Origin of the sequence: Streptomyces aculeolatus, assembly GCF_020400605.1 — a bacterium.
In the GTDB taxonomy this organism is placed as follows: Bacteria; Actinomycetota; Actinomycetes; order Streptomycetales; family Streptomycetaceae; genus Streptomyces; species Streptomyces aculeolatus.
In genome coordinates this window covers 40,528-65,538 of sequence record NZ_JAINRD010000002.1, presented here as the reverse complement: position 1 = coordinate 65,538, position 25,011 = coordinate 40,528, and the positions used below count along the sequence as shown (strand labels likewise).

At 73.1% G+C, this 25,011-nt stretch carries 19 protein-coding genes; 9 read left to right on the top strand and 10 right to left on the bottom strand.

Features of this window, described 5'->3' with window-relative positions; genetic code table 11:
• Positions 1-4: 4 nt before the first annotated feature.
• From LG396_RS04555 to LG396_RS04535, 5 genes are all read left to right on the top strand, one after another.
• Positions 5-1,501, top strand: coding sequence for a cryptochrome/photolyase family protein (locus tag LG396_RS04555; protein ID WP_225793683.1), 1,497 nt, complete (start codon positions 5-7; stop codon positions 1,499-1,501).
• A 134-nt stretch (positions 1,502-1,635) separates the two neighbouring features.
• Positions 1,636-2,778 carry a polyprenyl synthetase family protein gene (locus LG396_RS04550; protein ID WP_225793682.1) on the top strand — a complete coding sequence of 381 codons (1,143 nt, stop codon included), beginning with the start codon at positions 1,636-1,638 and terminating at the stop codon, positions 2,776-2,778.
• Positions 2,775-4,346, top strand: coding sequence for a phytoene desaturase (locus LG396_RS04545; RefSeq protein ID WP_225793681.1), 1,572 nt, complete (start codon positions 2,775-2,777; stop codon positions 4,344-4,346). Before LG396_RS04550 ends, LG396_RS04545 begins: the two co-directional genes overlap by 4 nt.
• The gene (locus LG396_RS04540) at positions 4,333-5,328 is read left to right on the top strand and encodes a phytoene/squalene synthase family protein (protein WP_225793680.1); all 996 of its coding nucleotides are present in this window, start codon (positions 4,333-4,335) and stop codon (positions 5,326-5,328) included. Before LG396_RS04545 ends, LG396_RS04540 begins: the two co-directional genes overlap by 14 nt.
• Positions 5,325-6,335, top strand: a complete 1,011-nt coding sequence (locus LG396_RS04535; protein WP_225793679.1) for a Rieske (2Fe-2S) protein — start codon at positions 5,325-5,327, stop codon at positions 6,333-6,335. The genes LG396_RS04540 and LG396_RS04535 overlap by 4 nt, the downstream gene beginning before the upstream one ends.
• 48 nt (positions 6,336-6,383) lie before the next feature.
• Here the strand turns inward: LG396_RS04535 and LG396_RS04530 are convergent, their stop codons facing one another.
• From LG396_RS04530 to LG396_RS04520, 3 genes are all read right to left on the bottom strand, one after another.
• On the bottom strand, positions 6,384-7,952 hold the full coding sequence (locus tag LG396_RS04530) for an FAD-dependent oxidoreductase (protein WP_225794008.1): 1,569 nt from the start codon (positions 7,950-7,952) through the stop codon (positions 6,384-6,386).
• A gap of 44 nt (positions 7,953-7,996) precedes the next feature.
• Positions 7,997-9,211, bottom strand: coding sequence for a lycopene cyclase family protein (locus tag LG396_RS04525; protein ID WP_225793678.1), 1,215 nt, complete (start codon positions 9,209-9,211; stop codon positions 7,997-7,999).
• Between the two features lie 160 nt (positions 9,212-9,371).
• The gene (locus LG396_RS04520) at positions 9,372-10,622 is read right to left on the bottom strand and encodes an NAD(P)/FAD-dependent oxidoreductase (protein ID WP_225793677.1); all 1,251 of its coding nucleotides are present in this window, start codon (positions 10,620-10,622) and stop codon (positions 9,372-9,374) included.
• A gap of 687 nt (positions 10,623-11,309) precedes the next feature.
• On the opposite strand from LG396_RS04520, the gene uppS reads away from it, so the two are divergent.
• Both uppS and LG396_RS04510 read left to right on the top strand, forming a co-directional pair.
• On the top strand, positions 11,310-11,996 hold the full coding sequence (gene uppS / locus LG396_RS04515; protein ID WP_372483283.1) for a polyprenyl diphosphate synthase: 687 nt from the start codon (positions 11,310-11,312) through the stop codon (positions 11,994-11,996).
• Positions 11,993-13,456: an oxygenase MpaB family protein gene (locus LG396_RS04510; protein ID WP_225793675.1), complete on the top strand. Its 1,464-nt coding sequence runs from the start codon at positions 11,993-11,995 to the stop codon at positions 13,454-13,456. Before uppS ends, LG396_RS04510 begins: the two co-directional genes overlap by 4 nt.
• A 195-nt stretch (positions 13,457-13,651) precedes the next feature.
• Here the strand turns inward: LG396_RS04510 and LG396_RS04505 are convergent, their stop codons facing one another.
• The 4 genes from LG396_RS04505 to LG396_RS04490 all read right to left on the bottom strand — a co-directional run bounded on the left by LG396_RS04505 (position 13,652) and on the right by LG396_RS04490 (position 18,344).
• Positions 13,652-14,425: an enoyl-CoA hydratase-related protein gene (locus LG396_RS04505; RefSeq protein WP_225793674.1), complete on the bottom strand. Its 774-nt coding sequence runs from the start codon at positions 14,423-14,425 to the stop codon at positions 13,652-13,654.
• Between the two features lie 26 nt (positions 14,426-14,451).
• Positions 14,452-15,753, bottom strand: coding sequence for an FNR domain-containing protein (locus LG396_RS04500; RefSeq protein ID WP_225793673.1), 1,302 nt, complete (start codon positions 15,751-15,753; stop codon positions 14,452-14,454).
• Positions 15,750-17,357, bottom strand: coding sequence for an amino acid adenylation domain-containing protein (locus tag LG396_RS04495; protein ID WP_225794007.1), 1,608 nt, complete (start codon positions 17,355-17,357; stop codon positions 15,750-15,752). The genes LG396_RS04500 and LG396_RS04495 overlap by 4 nt, the downstream gene beginning before the upstream one ends.
• A 588-nt stretch (positions 17,358-17,945) precedes the next feature.
• Positions 17,946-18,344, bottom strand: coding sequence for a MerR family transcriptional regulator (locus tag LG396_RS04490; RefSeq protein ID WP_225793672.1), 399 nt, complete (start codon positions 18,342-18,344; stop codon positions 17,946-17,948).
• Positions 18,345-18,403: 59 nt separating this feature from the next.
• Here LG396_RS04490 and LG396_RS04485 point away from each other — a divergent pair, with 59 nt between their 5' ends.
• Both LG396_RS04485 and LG396_RS04480 read left to right on the top strand, forming a co-directional pair.
• A complete protein-coding gene (locus LG396_RS04485; RefSeq protein WP_225793671.1) occupies positions 18,404-19,312 on the top strand; it encodes an NAD(P)-dependent oxidoreductase in 909 nt (302 codons plus the stop codon).
• Between the two features lie 279 nt (positions 19,313-19,591).
• Positions 19,592-21,889 carry a right-handed parallel beta-helix repeat-containing protein gene (locus tag LG396_RS04480; RefSeq protein WP_225794006.1) on the top strand — a complete coding sequence of 766 codons (2,298 nt, stop codon included), beginning with the start codon at positions 19,592-19,594 and terminating at the stop codon, positions 21,887-21,889.
• 26 nt (positions 21,890-21,915) lie between these two features.
• Here the strand turns inward: LG396_RS04480 and LG396_RS04475 are convergent, their stop codons facing one another.
• The 3 genes from LG396_RS04475 to LG396_RS04465 are packed head-to-tail and all read right to left on the bottom strand — an operon-like array spanning position 21,916 to position 24,885.
• Positions 21,916-22,572 carry a response regulator gene (locus LG396_RS04475; protein ID WP_037745021.1) on the bottom strand — a complete coding sequence of 219 codons (657 nt, stop codon included), beginning with the start codon at positions 22,570-22,572 and terminating at the stop codon, positions 21,916-21,918.
• Positions 22,551-23,720 (bottom strand): hypothetical protein, encoded by a 1,170-nt coding sequence (locus LG396_RS04470; protein WP_225793670.1) that lies wholly within the window; start codon positions 23,718-23,720, stop codon positions 22,551-22,553. Before LG396_RS04470 ends, LG396_RS04475 begins: the two co-directional genes overlap by 22 nt.
• A complete protein-coding gene (locus LG396_RS04465) occupies positions 23,710-24,885 on the bottom strand; it encodes a sensor histidine kinase (RefSeq protein WP_225793669.1) in 1,176 nt (391 codons plus the stop codon). Before LG396_RS04465 ends, LG396_RS04470 begins: the two co-directional genes overlap by 11 nt.
• Positions 24,886-25,011: the final 126 nt, after the last annotated feature.

The window sequence follows — 25,011 nt, the reverse complement described above, 5'->3', positions numbered from 1 at the left end:
CGTCATGCACTGGCTCTTCGGCGACCAACTCGGCCCCCACTTCCTCACCCCGGGCGAGGAGGGACCCGCTCGCGACACCCCCGTCCTCATGATCGAGGCGCGTTCCGTGTTCCGGCGGCGCCGCTTCCACCGGGCCAAGGCACACCTCGTGCTGTCCGCGATGCGCCACCGCGCGGCCGAACTCGGCGACCGCGTCGCGTATGTACGTGCCGACACCTACCGCCAGGGCCTGGACCGGGCCGCTCGCGGCCGCCCGGTCGGCGTCCACCACCCCACCTCGTACGCGGCCCTCCGCCTGGTGCGCGACCTGCCCCGGGTGACGGTGGGCCCCGCCCGTGGCTTCCTGGTGCCGATGGCCGACTTCGCCGCCTGGGCGGACGGTCGCGGCGGCAGGCGCCTGCGGCAGGAGCACTTCTACCACTGGGTCCGTCGCGAACACGACCTGCTCATGGACGGCGATCAGCCCGCGGCGGGCCGGTGGAACCTCGACCACGACAACCGGGAGCCCCCGCCCCGCGAGACCGCCGACCTCCAGGTCGCCCGCCCCTACCGCCCCCGTGAGGACGACATCGACGACGAAGTCCGCCACGACCTCGACCGCTGGGAACGCGACGGCGACGTCTCCTTCGTCGGACGGGACGGGCCGCGCCTGTTCCCCGCCACCCGGGCGGAGGCACGGCGCGCACTGCGGCGCTTCGTCGAGCAGCGGCTCGCCACGTTCGGGCCGTACGAGGACGCCATGCTCGCCGCCGACCCGGTCATGAGCCACAGCCTGCTCTCCTCCTCCCTCAACCTCGGCCTGCTCGACCCGGCCGAGTGCGTCGAGCAGGCCGTGAAGGCGTGGCGCGCGGGCCGGGCGCCGCTGAACAGCGTGGAGGGCTTCGTGCGCCAGATCGCCGGCTGGCGCGAGTACGTCTGGCAGGTGTACTGGTACTTCGGCGAGGACTACCGGCGCTCCAACGAGCTGCGGCACACCGCCCCGCCGCCCGACTGGTGGAACGACCTGGACGCGGATGCCGTCCGGGCGCACTGCCTGCGCACCGTCCTGGCCCAGGTGCGTGACACCGGCTGGACGCACCACATCCCCAGGCTGATGATCCTCGGCAGCCACGCACTCCAGCGCGGCTGGGACCCCGCCGCCGTCACGGACTGGTTCCACCGCTGCTTCGTGGACGGCTACGACTGGGTGATGCTGCCCAATGTCGTCGGCATGTCCCAGTACGCCGACGGCGGCCGGATGACGACGAAGCCCTACACGTCGGGCGGCGCCTACGTGAACCGCATGAGCGACCTGTGCGGCCCCTGCGTCTACCGGCCCGGCGACCGCACCGGCGACCACGCGTGCCCGTACACCGCCGGCTACTGGGCTTTCCTCGACCGCCACCGGGCCCTGCTGGCCGGCAACCAGCGCGTCGCCCGGCCGCTGCGGCAGTTGGACCGGCTCGCCGACCTCACGGACGTACGCGAACAGGAACACGCGCGGGGCGACATACCGCCATGACCCCCGTGACGTTGCGCCACTGAGGTGAGTTCCGCTGCCTTCAGCTCCGGACCGGGCAGGAATCACTGCATCCACCACAGGGCACCCGGCGCAAGCAGTGGGGTCCGGACAACCAAGAGTGAGAAGGGCTCTGCATGACTGGACTGCCGCAGACGGCAGCCCCACCGGCCGAACGCGTCGACGCCCCTCTCACCGCGACCGACGCGGCGAGCGCCGTCGGCACCGTCCTCAAGCAGGTACTCGGCGAACGGCTGCGGCACTCCCGTGCCGTCGATCCCCTCTTCGCCCGGGAGCTGGCCGACCGCCTCGCCGCACTGGCCGTGCAGGGCGGCAAACGGCTGCGCACCGCGTTCGCCCACTGCGGCTGGCGCGCCGCAGGCGGCTCGGGGGACGCCACCGCCCTCCTGCGGACGGGAGCCGCCCTCGAACTGCTCCAGGCATGCGCCCTCGTGCACGACGACGTGATGGACGGATCCGTGCGGCGACGGGGCGCACCGGCCCTGCACGTCCGCATGGCCCGCCGACACCGGGCAGCGGGCATGCACGGCTCCTCGGAGTCCTTCGGCACGTCGGCCGCCGTCCTCACCGGTGATCTGGCGCTCGCCTGGGCGGACGACGTGCTGACCGAGACGGCACTCGGCACGCCGCACGGCCCGCGCCTGTACGAGGAGTGGCGTGCGATGCGCACCGAGATGGTCGCCGGACAGTACCGGGACCTGCACGCCCAGGCCACTCGTGCGTCCGGTGTCGGTGAGGCGCTGACCATCGCCACCCTGAAGAGCGCCCTGTACACCGTCGCGCGGCCCCTCGCGCTGGGAGCGTCCCTGGCCGGGGCAGACGCGCCCGCGCTGGACGCGATGCGGGCGGCAGGCCGGTGCGCCGGGCTGGCCTTCCAACTGCGTGACGACCTCCTGGGCACCTTCGGTGACCCCGCGCTGACCGGCAAACCGGCCGACGACGACCTCCGCTCCCGCAAGCTCACCTACCTCCTCGCCGTTGCCGTCCGGCTCGCCGACGCAACCGGTGATCACCAGGCCGCCGCGGCGCTGGCCCAGGACGCGGCCCCGGGGTCCGGGAAGGCCGTGCGGCAGGTGCGGTCCGCACTGCGCCGGACCGGCGCCCGAGATCTGGTGGAGGCGAAGATCGAAGAGCTGACGGACTTGAGCCTCGCGTACTTCGACCGCTCCGGCGCACCCCCTGCCCCTCGGCACGAGTTCGCCGCGCTGGTCGAGCGCGCGACAGGCGTGGGCCCGCGCGGAGGGGAGGAGGCCGCGTGAAAAGGGTGCCGGGACCGACCGGCCATGTCGTCGTGGTGGGTGCCGGGCTGTCCGGACTGGCCTGCGCCCTGCACCTGCTGGGTGCGGGCCGCCGCGTCACCGTCGTCGAACGGGACGCCGGTCCCGGCGGCCGGGCCGGCCGTGTGCTGAAGGGCGGCTACGAGATGGACACCGGCCCCACGGTGCTGACCATGCCGCACCTGGCCGACGAGGCCTTCGCCGCCGTCGGCGACAGCCTCCACCGCCGCGTGGAGCTGACGGCTCTGCATCCGGCCTACCGGGCCTGCTTCGCGGACGGATCCTCGCTCGACGTGCACACCGACGGCGAGGCGATGGAGGCGGAGGTACGCCGCTTCGCCGGACCGGCACAGGCGGCCGGCTACCGCGACCTGCGGCAGTGGCTGGAACGCCTGTACCGGGCACAGATGAGCCGTTTCATCGACGCCAACTTCGACTCGCCCTTCCAACTGCTGCACCCGGATCTGGCCCGGCTGGCGGCGTTGGGCGGCTTCGGACGGCTGGACGGCCGCATCGGCCGCTTCCTCTCCGACGAGCGCCTGCGCCGCATCTTCTCCTTCCAGGCGCTGTACGCCGGGGTGGCCCCGGCCCGCGCACTCGCGGCGTACGCGGTGATCGCGTACATGGACACCGTGGGCGGCGTCTGGTTCCCGAAGGGCGGCGTGCACGCTCTCCCCCGCGCCATGGCCGATGCGGCGGCGGAAGCCGGTGCCGATCTGCGCTGGAGGGCCGAAGTACGCGCGCTGGAGCGCTCCGTGGGTCGCGTACGGGCCGTCCGTCTGGCGTCCGGCGAGCGCATCCCCTGCGACGCGGTGGTGCTCACGTGTGAGCTGCCCGCCGCCTACGGGCTGCTGGGGAGGACGCCCCGGCGGCCGGCCCGGCTGTGTCACTCACCGTCCGCCGTGGTCCTGCACGCGGGCACCGACCGCACCTGGCCGCACCTCGCCCACCACACCCTCTCCTTCGGCGCCGCGTGGGAGGGCACCTTCGAGGAGCTGACCCGCACGGGCAAGCTGATGAGCGACCCTTCCCTCCTGATCACCCGCCCCACCGCACACGACCCCGCCCTGGCACCGCCGGGACGCCATCTCCACTACGTCCTCGCCCCCTGTCCCAACACCGCGGTCGGTCCCGCGGCCATCGCCTGGCAGGAGCTCGGCCCCCGCTACCGCGACCGCCTGGTGGGCGAACTGGAGCGCCGGGGCCTCGACGGGTTCGCGGACAGTGTCCGGGAAGAGCTTTTGGTGACGCCGCTCGACTGGGCCAGGCAGGGTCACGCCGCCGGCAGCCCCTTCTCGGTCTCCCACACCTTCGCCCAGACCGGACCGTTCCGCCCACGCAACCTCGTACGGGGGCTGGACAACGTGGTACTCGCAGGCTGCGGGACCACTCCGGGGGTCGGCGTTCCGACCGTCCTCATCAGCGGCAAACTCGCCGCCGCCCGCGTCACCGGCGGAAGCGGCCCCCGGCCCGCCCCGCCGCGCCGGCCCCCGGCCGTCCCCGGCACAGCGCCCGTTCCGGTCCCGGCAGGTGCCGATGACCCGTCGTGAACTGGACGCCGCCGGGATCACCGATCCCGCGCTGCGCACCGACTACACCCGGTGCCGGCAGCTCAACGCCCGCCACGGCAAGACCTACTTCCTGGCAACCCGGCTGCTGCCGCTCGAACGCCGCTCGGCCGTGCACGCCCTCTACGGCTTCGCCCGCTGGGCCGACGACATCGTCGACGACCACGACCGGCATCGCACGGCCGAGGAGCGCGACCGGCAGTTGCGCCGCCTGGAGAGCGACCTGGCCGGCGGACTGCGCACCGGAGCGGGCGGTGAACCAGTGGTCCGGGCCGTCGCGGACACCGCCGACCGGTACGACATCGACCACGCGCTGTTCGCCGACTTCCTGTCCTCGATGCGTGCCGATCTGACCGTGACCCACTACCCCACGTACGCCGATCTGCAGGGATACGTGCATGGTTCGGCGGCGGTGATCGGCCTGCAGATGCTGCCGGTCCTCGGCACGGTCACGGCTCGGGAGGAGGCGGCACCGCACGCGGCCGCACTGGGTGTGGCGTTCCAGCTCACCAACTTCCTGCGCGACGTGGGCGAGGATCTCGACCGGGGCCGTGTCTACCTGCCCGGCGACCTGCTGGCCGCGCACGGTGTGGACAGGCCCCTGCTGGAGTGGAGCAGGCGCACCGGGCGCCGTGACCGCCGGATCCGCGCCGCTCTCGTCGCGGCGGAGGCCATGACCCGAGACGTGTACCGGACGGCGGAACCGGGCATCGCCATGCTCGATCCGAGGGTGCGCCCCTGCATCCATGCCGCGTTCACTCTCTACGGCGGGATTCTCGAAGCGATCGCCGAGCAGGACTACACCGTGCTGCATCGTCGTGCGGTGGTGTCGCACCGGCGTCGCGCGGCAACCGCCGCGGCCGGTGTGCTGGGCGTGGCCGGTGCCCGGTGGCGTACTCGCGACCCGCAGCGGGCGGCCCCGGCGGCCGGAGCGGCAGTCGAGTGGAAGGGACCGGTGCGGTGAGCGGTCGAAGAGGCGGCAGGCATTGGTCGCCACCGTTGCGGCGGCGCGGCTCCGGCCCGGATTGGACGACGCAGGAGGCGACGTGGCGCCGGGCGCGCCCGGCACTCATCGCCGACGCGCTCAAGCGGGCGTCAGCCCGTCCGTCAGGCAACTGGTTCGTGGTCGGCGCCTCCCGGGCCGTGCGCGCGGGCGACCGCCCGTACGGCCGGACGGTCGGTGGTGTGGAGGTCGTGCTGTGGCGCTCGGCCGACGGCGATCCCCACGCCGGTTCGGGCATCTGCCCGCACCTGGGCGCCCCCCTGCGCGACGGCCGGGTGGTGTGCGGCTCGTTGGTCTGCCACTGGCACGGGCTCGCCCTGGACGGGTCTCCGTCCGCCGGCTGGGAGCCGTTCCCCGTGCACGACGACGGCGTACTCGTCTGGGTGCGGCTGGACGACGTGGGTGGCGAGGAGCCCACGGAGCGGCCTGTCGTGCCGCCGCGGCCCGCGAGGGGCCGTGGGGTGGACGCGGTGTTCACGGCGGCGGGGCGGTGCGAACCGCAGGACGTGGTGGCCAACCGGCTCGATCCGTGGCACGGCTCGTGGTTCCACCCGTATGCGTTCGTCGATCTGTCGGTGGTGCGGGAGCCGCAGGGCGACGAGGACGACGCCTTCGTCGTCGATGTCTCCTTCCGTGTGGCCGGGCGGCTCGTGGTCCCCGTACGGGCCGAGTTCACGGCGCCGGAGCCGCGCACGGTCGTCATGCGCATCACCGGCGGCGAGGGCGCCACGTCCGTGGTCGAGACGCACGCGACGCCGCTGACCTGGCCGGACCACGAGCGTCCGCGCACCGCCGTGGTCGAGGCGGTCGTCGCCGCGTCCGAGCGGCCCGGCTTCGCCGTGGCGCGAGCCGCCGCCCCCGTGCTGCGCCCGCTGATGCGCCGTACGGCCGGGCGCCTGTGGCGCGACGACCTGGCCTACGCCGAACGGCGCTGGGCGCTGCGCAGCACGGGGCGGTTCCCCGGGTGACGTGGCACCGGTGGCCGCCCCATCTCTGCTCCCCGGGAGCGGCGGGGGTCAGCGGACCGGACGCCGTCCTGCGACTGCCCCGAGCGCCCGAAGCAGTGGTGACCGGCCCGAGCGCGGAACCGTCCACAGCGCCTGTCCGCGTACCCCCCGGTCGGCGAGCAGGGCATTCGCGGCCAGGAAGCCGGTGGTGGCGGCTCGTTCCATGAGGGCGACGGGCAAATCACAGCGGATTCCGTCGCCGGCCAGCGTCAGCCATGGGTGGGGGGTGCGCACGGTGGGGCGCCTACGGTGGGAGCCGACCGCGAAGAGCGGGCAGTCCGAGCGCCATTCGTGCCGCGCGTCGACGACGCGTGCCTCGCGGGTCTCCGGGTACACCTGGTGCAGCCGGTCGACGAGCGCGTCCTGTTCCTGTTCCGGTTCCGGTTCCGGATCTACGGCATAGGCGTGCAGTTCCACGACCGAGCCCCCGGTCCGCGCCGCCCAGAAGGCGGCCTCGCCCTCGTACCGCTCCAGGACGCTGATGTTGTCGAGCCCGCCGTAGCCGCTGGTGCCGAGGAATCCGGGCCGGTCGGCGCGGACCGGCCGGTCGAGCCAGAGCCGGGAGACGAGGAACGGCGGCGCCGTGCGCAGGGCGGCGATGTCGTCACGCCACGGGGCAGTGCCCAGACCGGGTGACGCGGCGACGGCCTGCCGCAGCCCCGCGGTATCGAGGGCGAGCACCACGGCCTGGTGGCCTTCGGTACTGGTATCCGTGATCACGTCCGCTCCCCCGCCGTCGCGGGTGCGGACCCCGAGCACGGGGGTGCCGGTGCGCACGCTCGCTCCGAGGCGCCGCAGGTAGTCGCCGAGCGGGTCCCACAGTGCTTGGGGGAAGGGATCGCCCGGTACGTCGAAGAGCAGGCCCTCGGCCGATCCGAGGAAGTAGACGTGGAACATCAGCAGCAGTTCCGCGGCCGACAGTTCGCGCGGATCGGCGAAGAAGCTACGGGAGAACACCTCGAAGGCCAGGTGGTGCGCGGCGTCGGGGAAGCGCACGCTTTCCAGGAACCCGGTGGCGGTGACGGTGTCGAAGTGCTCGTAGACCTCGGGGACGCGCACATCGAGGAGCGGGAGTGCGGCTCGCGCGTCCATGGCGGCGAGGTCCCGCCACCCGAAGGTGGGGCTGAGGGCGACGAATCCGAGCGCGCTGAGGGGCGGGGTCCTGGGGACGCGGGCGAAGCTGTCGGCCGGGCCGCCGCTGTGCCGCAGGGGGTAGTCGGGCAGCGGGGTGAGGCGTTCCAGGCCGGGGTCGGTGCGGCGGAGCAGTCCGCGAAGGTTGTAGTACTGGCGGAAGAAGGCGTGGAAGCCGCGGGTCATGGTCACCGCGCTGCCGTCCGCGAGGGTGGTGCGCCACCCGGCGAGCCTGCCGCCGAGTGAGTCCTCCTTCTCGTAGAGGGTCACGCGCGCGCCGCGTTCGGCCAGCAGGGTGGCCGCGGCCAGTCCGGCGATTCCGCCGCCGATCACCGCGACGGACGGCTCGTCCCCGCGTCGGAATCGCTCCGCGCCGGGCGCGGGGAAGAGGATCTCGGCCTTGCGGTCGCGGCCCCGGCGGGGGGCGGTGGTGCGGCGGGGGGTCACAGGGCGCACTTCCTTGTCGTGGTCGAGCCGGCGTCGTGGGCGGGTCATCGGCCGCTTCCTCCGGTCAGGGCGCCGGGCTCGGAGCGGCGCGGCAGAAAGGGCACCTCGACCGCCGTACGGAGCATCGGCCGGACGGGGGTGCGCAGCCCGATGCCCCACTCCTCCCAAGGTGAGGTGGTGCCGTCGAGGAACCGCAGCAGGCGTTCGGCCGGGATCCGGCGGAACAGGGCGGTGAAGAAGGCGGGTCCGTCGATCCGTCCGGTGTCCAGGGCCCGCAGCAGGACCGCGTCCATGGCCAGCGCCCGTCGCCCGTGGGGTGCCGGGACGTTCCCGTGGCCGTCACGCAGGGTCGCGGCGATGGCTCTGCTGTGCCGTTGCACCGCGGCGAAGGTGTAGCCGGTGGCGGGACGGGTGGCGCCGCCGGCGGTCCCGATGCGGAACACGGCGGCGCCGGCGCGCCGCGGGAAGCGGGCGTCGGTCATGGGGATGACTCCCTGCTCCGTCCGCTCCGCGGTGAGTTCGCCGAGTCCGAGGATCTCGCGGCAGTAGTGCCCGAGTGCCGACTCGTACGCCCGGGTGCTCAGCACGGTGCGGGAGAACTCGGTGTACTCCACGAGCGCCCGGTCCGGCGCCAGCGGCAGGACGTAGCCGAAGGCGAGCCCGTGTGCCGGCTGGGGAACCCGGAAGTCCATCAGGTCCGCGACCGCGGGATCGAACCGGTCGGTGCCGGTGCGTACGAACCAGCCGCGGAAGTGCTGCAGCAGCCGCGTACGCGCCGGCGGCAGACCGGGCAGCGGCCGCGAGTCGAAGACCCTCCGGGCGTGCAGCGTCAGGGACCGGCCCTCGGGCAGCGTGCACCGGACCTCCGCGCCTCCGGGTACACCGCGCACCGATTCCACCGTGGCTCGCAGCAGACGTCCGCGGCCCGTACGGTCCAGGTGGCCGTGGACCATCCGCTCGAAGTCGGCGGAGCGCACCATGCGGTAGGTGAACGGTGCCGGTCCCACGGTGACCGGCCGGCCGTCGGTGCCATGCAGACGCAGCACGGACCAGGAGCCGCTGACCGCCTCTTCGAGGCCGTCGACGCCCGCCCCCCAGTAGCACCAGGTCCGCTCTGCAGGACGCAGCGGACCGTCCGGCGGCTCGACCAGCGTTACGGTGGCGGCGCCGTCCTCCGTCAGCCGGTGGGCGAGGCTGAGACCGGCCGCACCACCACCGATGACGAGCACGTCGGAGTCCTCGGTGCTGCTGGGTGTCACCGGACCCTCCGTTCGACGAGGGCGTCCAGCCCTTCATGGGCCGCCGGCGCTTCGTGCACGGTCCGAGCACACGACCCGGGACGGTAGGGGCCGAAGCCGGCGGCCGGCGAAACCGGACGTACCCGTGCGGCGTTGGCCCGGCCCCGCTCACACCCCCGCGTCACCTCTGCGGTCCCAGGTCGGCCATCACCTCTCGCGCGGCGCGCGTACCCGACGCCAGGGCGCCCTGCACGGAGCCGGTCGCCCGGTGGTCCCCGCACACGTACCTCCCCGGGCCGAGGCGGGTGGTGCGGCTCAGCGACCACGGGGGAAGCATCGCCGGCAGCGCACCCTCGACCGTGCGGGCGGCGACCTGCTCCCACTTGCCCGTGTCGGTGCCGTACAGCTCGGCCAGACGCCGGAGCACCTCCTGTGCCCTGCCGGGCAGGTCCGTGCCCAGTACGGAGGTGGAGACCAGTCCGGTGCCGGGGGGCGCGTAGGTGGGAGCGACCTCGCTGAGGACGCAGGTGTTGAGGACCGCTCCGGTGCTGTCCACCCTCAGGATCGGTTCGGCCGTCGGCGGGCGGCCGGTGGCGTGGTAGTACGTGGTGACGGTGCGGGTGTCCGGCACGATCAGGTCCGGCACCAGGCGGGCGGCGGTCGCCGGATCCGTCGCCACCACGACGACCCGGGCCGGCACCTCACTCCCGTTCCCGAGCAGCACTCCGTCGCCGGTGACCTCCTCGACGGGCGTACCGAGGCGCAGGACGCCGTCGGGCAGGCCGGCGGCGAGCTGGGCCGGTACGGCGCCGATGCCCTCCGCCGGCAGGCACACGGACCCGCGGACCATGCTCCGCCAGACCAGGTGGAAGAACCGCGCGGAGGTCTCCAGCCGGTCCTCCAGGAAGACGCCGGACAGGAAGGGCCGCAGGATGCCGGCGATCACGGCGTCCGACAGTCCCGCCCCGGACAGGGCTGCCGAGGTGGGGCGGTCCCGGCGCCGGCCGGTGACGGACACGGGCAGAACGGCGTCCCGTACAGTGAGTGCCGCCATCGCGGCCAGATCGCGGGCCGCCAGGACCCGCCCCGGCAGCAGCGTCCCTGCCGCACGGGGCTCCCTGGTCGGATCGGCGAGGCGGACGGGCCCGTCCGAGGTGTGCGCGACGACGCCCGCGGTGAACGGCCGCAGACGCAGGCTCCTCAGCTCCAGACGCCGCTTCACCTGTGGATACGAGGTGTTGAACACCTGGAAACCCCGGTCCAGCAGGAATCCGTCCCGCCGGTCCGTGCGCATCCGGCCGCCCACACCGTCGGACGCCTCCAGCAGGGCCACGCGCCATCCGGCGCGGCACAGGTCCAGGGCGCACGCCAGGCCGGCCAGGCCCGCACCGACGACGACTGCATCCGGCGCCCGGCGATGTTCGTCCCTCATACCTCTCCTCGGTCGAGGCCGTATCCGTGGCGCCCGGGGGGGCCGTCCACTCGGCCCTTTCGCCTCGGCCAGTGCCCGGAACCGGCCGACGCCGGAACATGGTGCGAGCGCGGCGAACGGCGGGCCCGCGGCCACCTGTCCAGCGGACCACGTCCCCAGCCCGATCCCCAGGCGCCACGACCAAGTGCCGTCGGACGACAACCCGTCACGGGGACACCGCAACTCCGAGCGGCGACCGTTTTCGGCTGCGGCTCGCCGCGGGCACCGGTGGGGATCCGGGTGGCGCGTACGCGCCCGTGAACGAAGCGACCGTCCTGGATCGGACATCCCGCTTCACCACAGGGTGAAGCCCACACACGGACGGATTCGAACGTACGAGTCCAGGGTGACGGCCACTCGTTCGGCCGCGGAGGGCCCGGTCGCGCTGTCAGACTCCGCAGGAGAGAAAGCGCCGGTGGGGCGTGGACGAGGCGGGGCGGCGAGGCGGGGTGGGGTGTGACCGAGCGCGGCAACGCCGGCGGTGCCGCTCCGGACGGGGCGGGGCGGGGCATGACGGACTACGGCGCCCCGCACGCACGCGCAACGACGGAGGGCCGGCCGGCCGGGCGACAGAGCGGTGGCCGACCCGGGGATCGGCGGCGGGACGAGGGGGCGACGCGTGGCGGGCCGCGGCACGTGGCCTGCGTGATGGACGGCAACGGCCGTTGGGCGCAGCGGCGTTCGCTTCCGCGTACAGCGGGACACCGGGCCGCGGAGACCGCCGTCATCGACGTCATCGAGGCGGCCCGGACCGCCGGCGTGGAGTGGCTCAGCCTGTATGCCTTCTCCACCGAGAACTGGAACCGCCCCGGCAGCGAGGTCGAGTTCCTGATGCGGCTGGTGCGCCGGGTGGTGCGCAAGCATGCGCCGCTGCTGCTCGCGCGCGGCATCCGTTGCCGTTTCCTCGGGGTCGAAGACCCGCGCATCCCCCGTGAACTGGCCCGGGACTTCGACGACTTGGCGGCCCTCACCGCCGACAACCGGGGGATGACAATGACCGTCGCCTTCGACCACGGCGGGCGCCGGGACATCGTCGAGGCTGCACGGTCGCTGATCCGCAGCGGGACGTCCGCCGACGAGGTGACCGAGCGGCTCTTCGCGGGCCACCTGCCCTTCCCCGACACTCCTGATGTGGATCTGGTCATCCGCACCTCGGGGGAGCAGCGCATCTCCAACTTCATGCTCTGGCAGGTCGCCTACGCCGAGTGGGTCTTCCCCGAGGTCCTCTGGCCGGACTTCCGGGCTCCCGACTTCCTCGCCTGCCTGCACGCCTACCGGCGCCGCGACCGCCGCTTCGGCGGCGTGCCCGCCCGGACGAAGGGAGACCGGTCATGATCACCGAAACCACGGGACCGGCCGACGGGGCATCCCTGTTCGGTCCGGAATCGCATTTCAGCGCTTTCTTCGACGACCCGCGCTGGGCCCTGGCCATCATCCGCGCCACCGTACTGGAGGCCGCTCACCCGCAGATCGGCGCCGCCCTCGTCGACAACTCCGTCTTCGTCGCCCACCCCTGGCGCCGACTGCGCAACACCTTCCTCAGCATGCGGCGCATGTTCGGCACCGACCCGGCGGTACGCGAACGGGAGGCCGCCCGGCTCAACCGGCTGCACGCCCGCATGAGCGGCTCCGACTCCCGCGGCCGCGCCTACGACGCCATGGACCGCGCGACCCGCGCCTGGGTGGTCGCCACCCTCTTCGAGAGCGCCGTCACCATGTGCCGGCTGAGCGGACAGCCGCTCGACCAGGACACGATGGAGCGGATGTACGCCGAGTACCGCGGGTTCCTCGCCGCGCTCGACGGCGACGCCGCAGAGCTCCCCGAGGACCTGCACGACTTCTGGCGCTACTTCGACCGGGTCGTCGACAACGAGCTGGAGAACACCGAGGCGGCCCGTGTCATCCTCTACCGGCTCTTCGACCACCTGCCCGCCCCCGCGCTGCTCGACGGCGCGCCGACGCTGTGGGCGGCCGGCCGCGCCGTCGCCGGTCCGCTCATCGGCGCGATCACCGTCGCCTCGCTCCCCGAGCCCTTCCGGCGCCGGGCCGGCCTGCCCGAGATGCCCGGCGCCCCCACCCTCATGCAGGGCGCCTACCTCGCCGCCGGGCTCACCCGATTCCTGCCCGAGGGCTGGCTCGACGCGGAAAGCATCATCGAAACCCTCTCACTCCCGCCGGGCAGCGACGACCCCCGCGCCCGCACCGTAACCGCCCTGCGCGCCCGTATGAAGCGGGCATCGGCTCTGCTCCGCCTCCTCACACCGCTGAGCGGCGGCACCGACCCCGGGCCGGTACCTTCCGCGGCCGCGGAGGAGAACCGACGCTCGGCGGAGGAGTTCTTCCGCCGAGTGCTGGACCAGACCGGCGACGGCCAACTCGACTGGCCCGACCTCGCCGCCATGGCACGCGAACTCTCCACCCGCCTCGACCTGGACGAGCCCGAGGAGGTCCGTCTCTACGACGCCTTCGCCGCCTGGTGGCGCGAACTCCAGGCCGCCCTCGACACGGACGGCGACGGCCGCGTCAGCGCCGAGGAGTACGCCACCGCCGTGCCCTCCCTCGCCGGACCCGCGCTCATCCGCGTTGCCGAGGTCCTCTTCGACGCCACCGACAAGGACGGCAACGGAAGCATCGACGCGGACGAGTACCGAACCCTCTTCCGCACCGCCTTCCACCGCGACCTCACCAACGCCGGCGGCGCCTACGGCCGGAGCGCCTTCGTGGGCGACTTCCTCTCCTTCATGGCGGGCCGCCGCGCGAGCACCCCGTACGACCCCCTCCTCGCCGACGCCTGACGAGCACCCGGCGTACGAGCGGCCCCCCGGGGGTCGGATACGGCACGCCCCCGGCCCGGCCCCGGGCGCGTTGCCGCGGTGCCACGGCTTCGGCAAGGTCGGCAACGGGCCGGGCGGGAGGCCGGGAATCGACTGCCCGGCGGGGTGCGCCGTGCGCACCGCGGCGGGCAGACGCCCGCCGCGGTGCACCGGCGGCTACCGGCCGGTGAAGCGCGGCTCGCGCTTCTCCAGGAATGCGCGCATACCCTCCTTCTGGTCACTGGTGGCGAACAGGCTGTGGAAGAGCCGCCGTTCGAACAGCAGCCCTTCCCGCAGCGGCACCTCCTGGGCCCGGCCGACGGCCTCGCGAGCCGCCCGCACCGCGGGGGTGCTGCGTGCGGCGATGGCGGACGCCACCGCATGCGCCTCGGCGGCAAGCCGGTCCGCCGGGACGACGCGGGCGACCAGGCCGGCCCGCTCGGCCTCGGCGGCGTCCATGGTCCGGCCGGTGAGGATCAGGTCCATTGCCTTGGCCTTGCCCACGGCCCGGATCAGGCGCTGGGTGCCGCCGATGCCGGGGATCACCGCGAGGGAGAGCTCCGGCTGGCCGAACACCGCGGAGTCGGCGGCGATGACGAGGTCGCACATCATCGCCAGCTCGCAGCCGCCGCCCAGCGCGTAGCCGCTGACCGCCGCCACGGTCGGGGTGCGCAGGGCGCAGAAGGCGTCCCAGCCGGCGAAGAAGTCCTCCTCCGCCATCTCGACCGCCGACTTCGTCGCCATCTCCCGGATATCGGCGCCGGCTGCGAAGGCGCGCTCGGAGCCGGTGATGATGAAGCACCCCACATCCGGGTCGGCGTCGAGCTCGCCGAGCGCCCCGGTCAGTTCCTCCATCAGCTCGCTGCTGAGCGCGTTGAGCACCCCGGGCCGGTGCAGCCGGGCCGTCACCACGGCATCGTTCGCGTCCCTTTCGATCTTCACGTGTTCCACTGCCGCCTCCTCGTGTCCGTGTGCGGTCATGAGTCCCAGATCGCGCCGTACGCGGGGATGCCGCGGCTCTCCAGGGCGTGCACCACTCGCCACGTGAGCTTCTTGTTGGAGATGCAGATGACCGCTTCGGCGCCGGACCTCTCGTACGCCCAGTACGCCAGGCGCACCATGTCGGGCTTGCCCCGCTCGTCGGTGTCCCAGATGAGGGCGTCGGGCTGCACGGCGAGGATTTCGTCGACGAGTGCGTCCCCGTAGGTGTGGCGGGGGCTGCGGGTGGACCACACCAGGGTGGCCGGCACCTCCTGCGCCAGCAGGTGCGGCAGGCACGGACCGATGCCGCTGCCGGTGGCGACGTAGACCACCTTGGTGAAGAGCCGTTCGATGTTGGCGACGCCCGCCGTGGTGATGCCCTTGACCCAGAGCTTCTCCGGGGCGTCGTCGACCAGCCGGCCCGTCCAGTCCCCGGCGCGGGAGACCGTCAGGCGGAATCCCTCCTCGCCGGGAGCGGGGACGTTGGCGAAGGAGTGCCACTCCAGCAGCGGGCTGCGGCTGACCGCTGTGGAGGACCCTGCGAACGGCGTCTCGCCGTGGTTGAACCGGAGCAGCGCCACGTGCGACGACGGGCGGGTGATCCCGACCGGCACCTTGCGCAGCCGCAGCCACGGCAGCGCGACACTCGCGGTGATGCCCGCCAGCACCCACAGCGCCACCGCCGAGCCGGTCAGCGCCGCCTGCGCCCACAGCAGGGCCAGAGCCGCCCAGCCGGCGAACCGATGGGTGCGCTCGAACAGGTCGTGGTGCGGGGTACGGATCCGCGGCAGCGCGGTCACCAGCATGGTGGCGAGCAGCAGCAGCGGGGCGTAGCTCACCGACAGCACCGCGGCGTCGGCACCCTCGGCGGTCAGGGCCGCCACCGAGGCGCAGAACCAGAGCGAGCCGGAAAGAGCGCCGCCGACGTGGAGGCCGCCGAAGTGGTAGACCTTGCCGAGAGTCCAGCGGATCCTCAGCGGCCAGCGGGTGGGGGCGGAGGTGGCGATGCGGAAGAAGAGGTTGATGACGTACTGGTTGCGCGCGATCACGGCCAGCGCGACGTTCGCGAGAGCCATGTACGACAGTGTTCGCGCGTCCCACCATCCCCCGGTGGTGCCGGCCGTGGCCGCCGCGAGGTTCCCGGCGAGCACACCGGCGGCGAGCCGGTTGTAGTGCATCAGGCGGGGGTGCTTGAACGCGCGGCGCAGCGCTCCGGTGCGCGGCGGCAGCCGCACCTCCCCGGGCCCGGACGGCATCCGGACGCGGGTGGCGGCGTCCTGTGCGGCCGGGGCCGTCATGACACGGCTCCCTGCGTGACGGCGGGGGCGAGAGCCGCCACCGGGGCCTCGGTGGCCAGGCGCCGTAGGAGCTCCTTGTCCGTCTTGCCGCGCGCGGTGACGGGCAGCGCGTCGAGCGCGTGCACCTCCGCCGGCGTGCAGTAGTACGGCAGCGCCGCGACAACGGCACGCCGCGCCGCGTCGATATCCACGTCCGCCGGCGTCACGAAGGACACCAGGCTGCGCCCGTCCCGCTGCAGCGTCACCGCCTGCCGGCAGCCGGGGACGGACTCCAGCACGGCGGACACGGAGTCGAGCTCGACGCGGAAGCCGCGCACCTTGACCTGGTCGTCGGTGCGTCCGAGGTGCTCCAACTCGCCTTCCGGGGTCCAGCGGCCCAGGTCGCGGGTGCGGAACATCATCCGTCCGCCGCCGAGGAAGGGGTCGGGCACGTACCGCTCCGCGTTCAGGGACGGGTTGTCCAGGTAGCCGGCCGAGACGCAGTCGCCGCCGGCCCACATCTCGCCCACCTCGCCGATGGGCAGCGGACGCAGCCGGTCGTCGAGGACGTAGACGGTGTTGTTGGGGGTGGGGCGGCCGATCGTGAGCCGGGTGCCCGGCGTGTGCCGATGCATGGTGTTGACGATGGTGGTCTCGGTCGGACCGCAGCAGTTGTAGAAGGTGGCCCTTGCGGCCCAGGCGTCGGCGAGCGGCCGGGGGCAGGGCTCGCCGGCGACGGCGACGGTGCGCACGCGGGCGCAGCGGGCCGGGTCGATCCGGCTCAGCACGGTGGGGGTCGCGATCAGCACGTCGGCGCGCTCGGCGGTGGCGGCGATGTCGCGGCCCCGGATGAGCAGCGTGGCACCGTGCGCGAGGCAGCCGAGGATCTCCCAGGACGCCATGTCGAAGGCGATGTTGAGGAGCTGAGCCACGCGCAGGCCAGGGCGGATGCCCAGGCTGCCGGGCTCGGTGAGCAGGATGTTGCAGACGTTGCGGTGGGTGACGGCGACGCCGTTGGGGGCGCCGGTGGTGCCGGAGGTGAACAGCACGTAGCAGGGGTCGTCCGGGACCGCGGGCCGCTGCCCGTCCTGCGTATCCGGGAGCGGGTACGCCGGACTCGGAAGGAGTTCCCCGGACATCACCTCGTCGATGTTGACGAGGATGGTTCCCTCCGGCACCGGTAACAGGTCGGCGAAGTCCGAGACGGTCAGGACGACTTTCGTCCGGGCGGTGCGCATCACGTGGCGCAGCTGCGCCGCCGGGGCCGCGCCGACGTCCTGCGGCACGTAGGCGGCGCCCGCCTTCAGCGTCCCCAGCAAGCCGACCAGCATGGGCAGCGAGCGGCGGAGGAACACCCCTACGGCGTCGCCTGCGCCGACGCCGCAGCCTCTCAGCACGGCGGCCAGCCGCTCGGCGTGCCGGTCGAGTTCGCCGTAGGTGAGGGTCTCGCCCCGATGCTCGGCGGCGACGGCATCGGGCCGGGCGGCGGCGTGCTCCTCGATGGGCCGGTGGATCAGCCGGTACTGCGGTGTGCTCGCGGGGCCCAGACCGAACCGCCGGAACAGCCGGCGGTCGGCGTCGGGCAGATGGTTCGTAGCCGTCGCGAGAGCGTGGGGGTCGGACACATACGTCAAACGCACAGAAGCCTCCTGGCAGTCCGGGCTCCGCGCTCGCCCGGCGGCGAGCGCGGAGTCGGATGGGCAGTGGTCGAGCGCCGTGCGGAAGTGGCCGTGTGCGCACACGCCACCGGTGTTCGAAATGTTGAACGTTGAACGACCGGTCGCGAGATGACTGTCGCATCGCATGTGACGTGGGTCAACAAGAGGTGCCTTATTGAATTTTACGCATAGTTATGCTATTTAGACTGATTAGTTCGACTAAGTCTAATATGCACCACTGTCCAGCTCGCCCGGCCCGCCGCGACACCGGCCGCCGCGGGCATGAGGGGGATCTTCACGCGAGTGGGTACGTCATCGGTCCCGCGCTTGCTCAAGTGCGCGCTGTACTGCGGCAACTCGGCCACGCTTTGGGTGATGCCGACGCTCGTCCGACGCCGAGGCCCGAGGCGGCCGCCGGGGCCTACCGCAAAGGCCTGGCCTGGAAGGCCGCCCTGGCCTATCTCAGAGGTCGTCGTGGATGCAGATACCCGGCTCGGGGTAGCCGCCACCCGGCCCGCGCCGGGCGTCCACAGCCGGCAGCCGGCCCGGGCGCTCCTACGCGGAGCCGGCCGCGTAGCAGGCGTCCGGGTCGCCGGCCCCGTCCGGCACGGTGGCGGCGATGACGGCATCGAGCGTGCTGCGTGCGGCCAGCAGGCCCGCGACGGCCCCGTCGATGCGGTCGCGCTCCCGCTTCAGGTCGGGCAGCATGCCGGGACAGCCCGGCGCGAGGACCTTCCCGTCGTCGACCATGCAGGGCAGCAACTCGGCGATCGTGGCGGTGTTGAGGCCGGCGCCGAGCAGGATGCGGATACCCCGGACGGTGGCCACGTCCTCTTCCGCGAACTCGCGGTACCCGCTCGGCCGGCGTGCCGGCCTGAGCAGCCCCTGCTCCTCGTAATAGCGCAGAAGCCGCTGGCTGACCCCGGTCCGCCGGGAGAACTCCCCCATGCGCATGTGACGACCACCACGTCCGATTGACTCTCACATCGATGTGAGACAGCACTCTAGTCCGCATGACGAACAGCCGATCAGCAAGCACGCAGCACGCACCCGTCACCGTCGTCGGCCTCGGCCCCATGGGGCTCGCCCTCGCCGGGGCCCTGGCGGATCGCGGCCACACCACGACCGTCTGGAACCGCACCCCCGAGAAGGCCGACGGCCTCGTCGCCAACGGCGTCCACCGGGCGGGGAGCGTCGCCGAAGCGGCGTCCGCGAGCCCGGTCACGATCATGTGCCTCAAGGACTACGGGACCATGTACGACGTCTTCGACTCCGCGCGGGACGCCTTGAAGGGCCGCGTCCTGGTGAACCTCAACTCGGGTACGCCGAAGGAGGCGCGCGCGGCCGTCGCCTGGGCGGCCGAGCACGGCATCGCGTACCTGGACGGCGCGATCATGGTGCCGCCCCCGCTGGTCGGGCAGCCCGGATCCGTCTTCCTCTACAGCGGTTCGCGGGACGTGTTCGACGAGCACCGGGCGACGCTGGCGGGCATGGGCGACCCCCGGTACCTCGGCTCCGAGCCCGAGCTGGCGGTGCTGTACAACACCGCGCTGCTGGAGATGATGTACGCCACCATGAACGGGTATCTGCACGCCACCGCCATGGTCGGCACGGCCGGGGTCTCGGCGGTGGAGTTCGCCGAGCTGGCCGTCGGCTGGTTCATGCCGACCGTGCTGGGCCCGATGGTCGCCGAGGAGGCTCCGGGCCTGGACGAGGGCACGTACCCCGGAGACCTCGGCACCCTGGAGATGAACCTGAACGCGCTCGAACACATCACCCGCACCTCCGAGGAGCAGGGCGTGCACACCGGGCAGCCGCGGCTGATGCAGGAGATCGCCGCACAGGCGGTCGCGGAGGGCTACGGCGGCAACAACTACCTGGCCGTGTTCGAGGTCCTCAAGAAGGCGCCCCGGACACGGTGACCTCCTCACTTGCGGTCGATACATCCCATCTCTGCCCGACGCGGCCCACCGGCGTACAGCACCCCCCGCACCCGCTGATCGCCTCCCCGGCCAGCGGATATTCTCGCGCGCACTGTTGACGCCCCGACAGGTCACTGCCACCATCCTCCGGGCTGGCTACGCAAACATCCCTCCTCTGATCGGATGAATGCTGTCCTGTGCCCGTCCATCAGGCCCGCGGTTGCACAGTTCCCCGCCCGAAGCCCCTTCGCCGCCAAGGGAGAAGACGTCGTGAAACCCATGCCGCTGCGCGCCGTGCCGCCCCACCGCCGCAGACGCACCCTCACCGGAGCCGCCGCGGTGTGTGTTCTGGCGGCACTCCTGACGGCCCCCTCCCCCGCCGTGGCCGACGGCCCGTCACATCCGGCCCGGTCCCCCGCCGCTCCCGGAGCCCCGGCGGACACGGCCGCGGTCGACGACGCCGGCCGCACGGTCGTCGACGTCACCGACTTCGGTGCGGACCCCGCCGGCAGGGCCGACTCGGCGGCGGCGGTCGGTGCGGCCGTCGCCCACGCGAAGACCGTCGAAGGCCCCACCACCATCCGCTTCCCCACCGGCACGTACCAGCTGTGGCCGGAGAAGACCCCCAAGCGGGAGCTGTACGTCAGCAACACGGTCGGCACCGACCAGACGTACAAGACGAAGAACATCGGCATCCTCATCGAGGACATGCACGACGTCGTGGTCGACGGCGGCGGCTCGACCATCGTCAACCACGGCTACCAGACGGTGTTCGCCGCGATCCGCTCCACCGACGTGCGCTTCACCGGCTTCTCACAGGACTGGGCGGCCCCCAAGACCGTCGACATCACGGTCTCCGGGACCGGAGTGAGCGACGGCCGGGCGTACCGGATCGTCGACATCCCCGCGACCTACGACTACGCGGTCGAGGGGACGTCGGTGCGCTGGTACGGCGAGCGCAGCCCGGCGACCGGAGAGCCGTACTGGACCGGCACGAACTCGTTCAACTACTCCCAGGTCCACGACCCGGCGACCAGGAAGACGTGGCGCGCGGCCAACCCCGTCTTCGAGGACGTCGCCGGGATCACCGATCTCGGCGGCGACCGGCTGCGCATCGCCTACGACCACGCCGACCCGCCCGCCGACCGCGGCCGCGTCTACCAGATGCGTGAGACCACGAGGGACACCCCGGGCGCGCTGTTCTGGGAGTCCGCGCGCGTCACCGTCGACCACCTCAGGCTCGGCTACCTCCACGGCTTCGGCCTGGTGGGCCAGTTCAGCGAGGACATCACCGTCGATTCCGTCGCCTTCAAGGCCGACCGCCGCACCGGGCGCGTCACCTCCGGCTTCGCCGACCACATCCAGATGTCGGGGGTCAAGGGCACCGTCCGGGTCACCGACTGCGTCTTCGACAACCCGCAGGACGACCCGATCAACGTGCACGGCACGTACCTCCAGGTCACCGCCGCGGAGCGGAACAGGCTGCAACTGCGCTACATGCACCCGGAGACCGCCGGATTCCCCCAGTTCTACCCGGGCGACTCCCTCGAACTGGTCGACAAGCGCACCATGCTGCCGGTGCCGGGGGCGACCGCCACGGTGGTCTCGGTGCAGGGGCCGACCGGCGAGGGCGTACCGGCCGGCGCGGATCCGGACACGTACCTGCGCACGATGACCGTGGAGGTCGACCGGCCCCTTCCGGCCGGCGTGCTCGCCGCTCCGGACGGCTACGTCGCCGAGAACACCGCCTACACGCCGAAGGTCGAGATCACCGGCAACACCTTCCGGTCGGTACCCACCCGGGGGATCCTCGTCACGACCCGCCGCCCGGTGCTGATCGAGGACAACCGCTTCGACGGCATGAGCATGGCCAGCATCTACATCTCCTCCGACGCCCACCAGTGGTACGAGTCCGGGCCGGTACGGGACATCACCATCCGCCGGAACATCTTCGACCGGCCCGCGAGCCCGGTCGTCTTCCTCGATCCCACTAACCGGGACGTCGTCCCCGGGCAGCCGGTGCACCGGGGCGTCCTCGTCGAGGACAACGACTTCAACCTCACCGGCGGCACCGTGGTCGCGGGGCGCAGCGTCGGCGACCTGACGTTCCGCCACAACCGCATCCAGCGGTACGCGCACCTGCGGCTCAGCGGCCCGCAGGAGCCGCTGGCCGTCGGGGACACCGCCGCCCTCACCACGGACGCACCGCCGGACGGCCACACCGAGCCGCTGTTCACCTTCGACGGAGCCGACGACGTGACCGTCGCGCGCAACACCTACGACGCGGGGTTCAACATGCGCCTCGACACCGCCGCCATGGACCCGGCCGAGGTCAGGGTCACCGGCGACGACCTGGCGCTGAACACCGACAACCGCACCACCGACCCCGTGACCGTCACCTACACCAGCTCCGATCCGGCCGTCGCCGCCGTCGCCCGCGACGGCACGGTCGCGGCGGTCGGCGCCGGCGAGGCCGTGCTCACCGCGCACGCCGTCATCGGCGGCGAGCAGGTCGACTCCAACCCCGTGACGCTCACCGTGACCGCCCCCGCCCCCACGCCGCAGGAGAAGGGATGACCGACGAACGAGGTGCCCGCCCCGCCTCAGAGGTCGTCGACCCGGACCAGGCCGTCCTGGATGGCCCGGGCCAGGAGCGCCGCCTTGGTGGGGGCCTCCCGGCCGCTCATCGCGTACTTGATCCGGATGTGTTCGAGATGGGTGTTGACGGTGCGCGGCGAGATGCCCAGGCGTTGACCCACGAAGTCCTTGGACTCGGACTGGAACCACTCGATCAGTACCTCGGTCTCGCGCGCCGAGAGCGACGGCCGGCCCGTGGACCGGTCGCCGGCGAGTGCGCCCGCCAGCGACGGCGGTGTGAACGCGCGGCCGGAGGCCGCGGCGGCGGCGGCCTCCTGGAGGTGCGCGGCGCCCTCCGCCTTCGTCAGATAGCTCAGCGCGCCCAACTCCAGGCACTGCAGGGCGATGTCGTCGGCCGCGCGCATCGAGTAGACGACGACCCGCCGCCCGGCCTCGGTCAGCCGGCGCAGGTCGTTGACGGCCGGAGCCGGCCCGCCCAGGTGCAGGTCGAGGATGACCACGTCGGCGGTGGCGCCCTCGCCGGTCCACGCGACCCGGACGTCGTCGCCCGAGGCGGCGACCCGGATCGGCGGGGTGCCGGTGGTCAACCACTGGGCGACCCCGGCGCGTACCGCGGGATGGTCGTCGACGATGACCGCGCTCAGCCCTGGCGCGTGCGCCATCCCGCCTCCAGCCTCAGGTGGTCCCCGTAGACGCCGTACTCGACCCGGACCCGGGCGGTGGCGGCGGCGGCCACGTCGGCAGCGGCGTCGGCCACCACTGCGACCCGTACCTCCTCGTCGGTGCGCAGCACGCTCACCCTGGCACGACTCCGCGCCGCCGACAATGCCGCGATCACCGGGCCGGTCAGCTCGCGACGCACCTGCGCGGGCACCGGCACGGCCGCGCCGCTCACCGCGAACGACACGTCCACGCCGCGCCGTTCGGCCGTGTCCACGCACGCGGTGACCTCGTGCACCAGCGGGTCGGGAACCTCGTCGTTCTCGGCGAACAGCCGCCGCAACTGCGTCGCGGCCAGTGCGCAGCGCCGCTGGGTGTCGGGGTCGCGCGGATCGAGTTCGCCGTCGGCCAGGCCCGCGAGCAGCGGCAGCGTCGAGCCCAACTGCCCCGCGAACGCGCTGTGCTGGTGCTGCTCCCACTGCTGTGCCGTCAGCACCTTGGTCAGCAGGTGGTCCCGTTCGGCGGTCGCCGGTGCCGCCTCGCGGGTCTGCTGCTGGAGCACCCGCGTGATCACGATGACGGCCAGCTGGACGTTGACGGCGGCGAACGCGGCGGCGCCGGCCGCACCGAGGGCGGAGCGGTCCGGTACGCCCGCCGACAGGAACATCCCCATGCTCGCCGCCAGATGGGCGGCCAGCACCGTGACCAGGACCCGGACCCGGTCCAGCAGGAGCAGCAGCAGATGCCACCCCACCAGGCCGAACGACCAGTCGGCCGGGCCGAACCGCCGTTCCGGGCCGAGCGCCACCGCGGCGCAGAACGACGCCGCCAGCACCACCGCCGTACCGGCTGCCACGAGCGCCCCGGGCAGCGGTCGGCGGCGCAGCACCCACCCGCAGCAGACCGCGGTGACGCCGGCCAGCGCGGCGAACGCGGCCACCGCGAGCCACCGGTGGCGACAGTCCTGTACGAGCACGGGGTGCAGGCTCAGGCCGAGTTGCAGGACGCCGGTGGCGCAGACCAGGACGATCCGCATCGTCGCGTGGACGTGATCGCCCGCCGCCCGCGGCTCACCCGCGGCCGCTGGCCGCTTCTCCCCGGCGGCCGGCACACCCGAGCCGTCGTCCGCCGCCCGCGGTTCACCCGTCACCGGGCCACACCAGCCTGACGGTGGTGCCCGCGCCGGGGTGCGAGATGATCGCGGCGGCGCCGCCGACGGCGGCCATCCGCTCGACCACCGAGCCCCGGATCCCGCGGCGGGAGCGCGCCACGCGGTCCGGCCGGAAGCCCGCTCCGCGGTCGGCCACCAGGACGACGACCCGGTCGCCTTCGCTGCGTACGCGTAGTTCCGCGGCGTCCACCCCGGCGTGCCGCTCGACGTTCCGCAGCGCCTCGCGCACCGCACGGACGAAGGCGAGTGCCACCGAGGCCGGGACCAGCAGGGTGTCCTCCCCGCTCATGTCCACGGCGGGCCGGCGGCGGTCGACGACCGCGCGCAGGGAGGCCGTGAGCTCCACGGGGCTGTCCTGGGTGGTCGCCCCGCCCGCCGCGCCGGTGAGCACCGCGAGGTCGTGCCGGGCGTACTCGGCGATCCGCGCCGGGTCCGCGTCGTCCGCCCGCGCCGCCACCATCAGGAAGGTGGCCGCGGCCGTGTCGTGGAGGAGCGCCAGATACTCGCGCTCCTGCCGTTTCCGCGCCAGTGACACCGCCTCCGCGCGCGCCAGTGCCGACCGGCGTTCCCGTATCTCGTCCACCCGTCTGCCGGACCGGCGCAGCAGTACGTACCCGAGGCGCGCCAGCAGGCACTCGAACACCAGCCGGGGTATCACGGTGCCGGCCGGACCGGACCCCGGCCACGCCGGATCGGCGCCGGCCAGGTCGGCCGCCACCAGGTCGACCGCGAGCAGCCCGGCCGTGACCGGCACGGCGACCGGAAGGGACCACTCCCACTGCAGCGTGATCGCGGTGGTGGTCAGCAGGTTCAGCGCCCACGGGTTCTGCGGCCCGCCGGTCCACTCCTGTGTCGCGCAGACCGCCGCCACGCGCAGGACGGCGAACACCAGCGACACCGCCGCGCCCCGCCCGGTGAGCCCCGTCCGGCAGTCCGCCGCGGCCCCCGCGAGCACCAGGCAGAACAGGGCGATTCCCAGCGGCAGGGCCCCGTCGGGCACGGAGAGCAGGCCGAAGACGCTGATGACGACGAGCGCGACACCGCGCACCGGAGGCGCCAGTCGCCGGGCGGACGCCGTGAACCGCGCCTCGACACTGCTCTGCGGGTCGCCGGACGGGTCGCTGCGTGGGGGGAGTGACGACAAGCCGGCCACCTCACCTGCCGGTGCCGCGCACGGGATGACATGTCATGGTCCTGCCGCCTGTCGGTCGAACGCCCGATGCCTGCCGGATTTTTCGTTGCTACGTTCGGCGCCCACATGTTCCCAGAT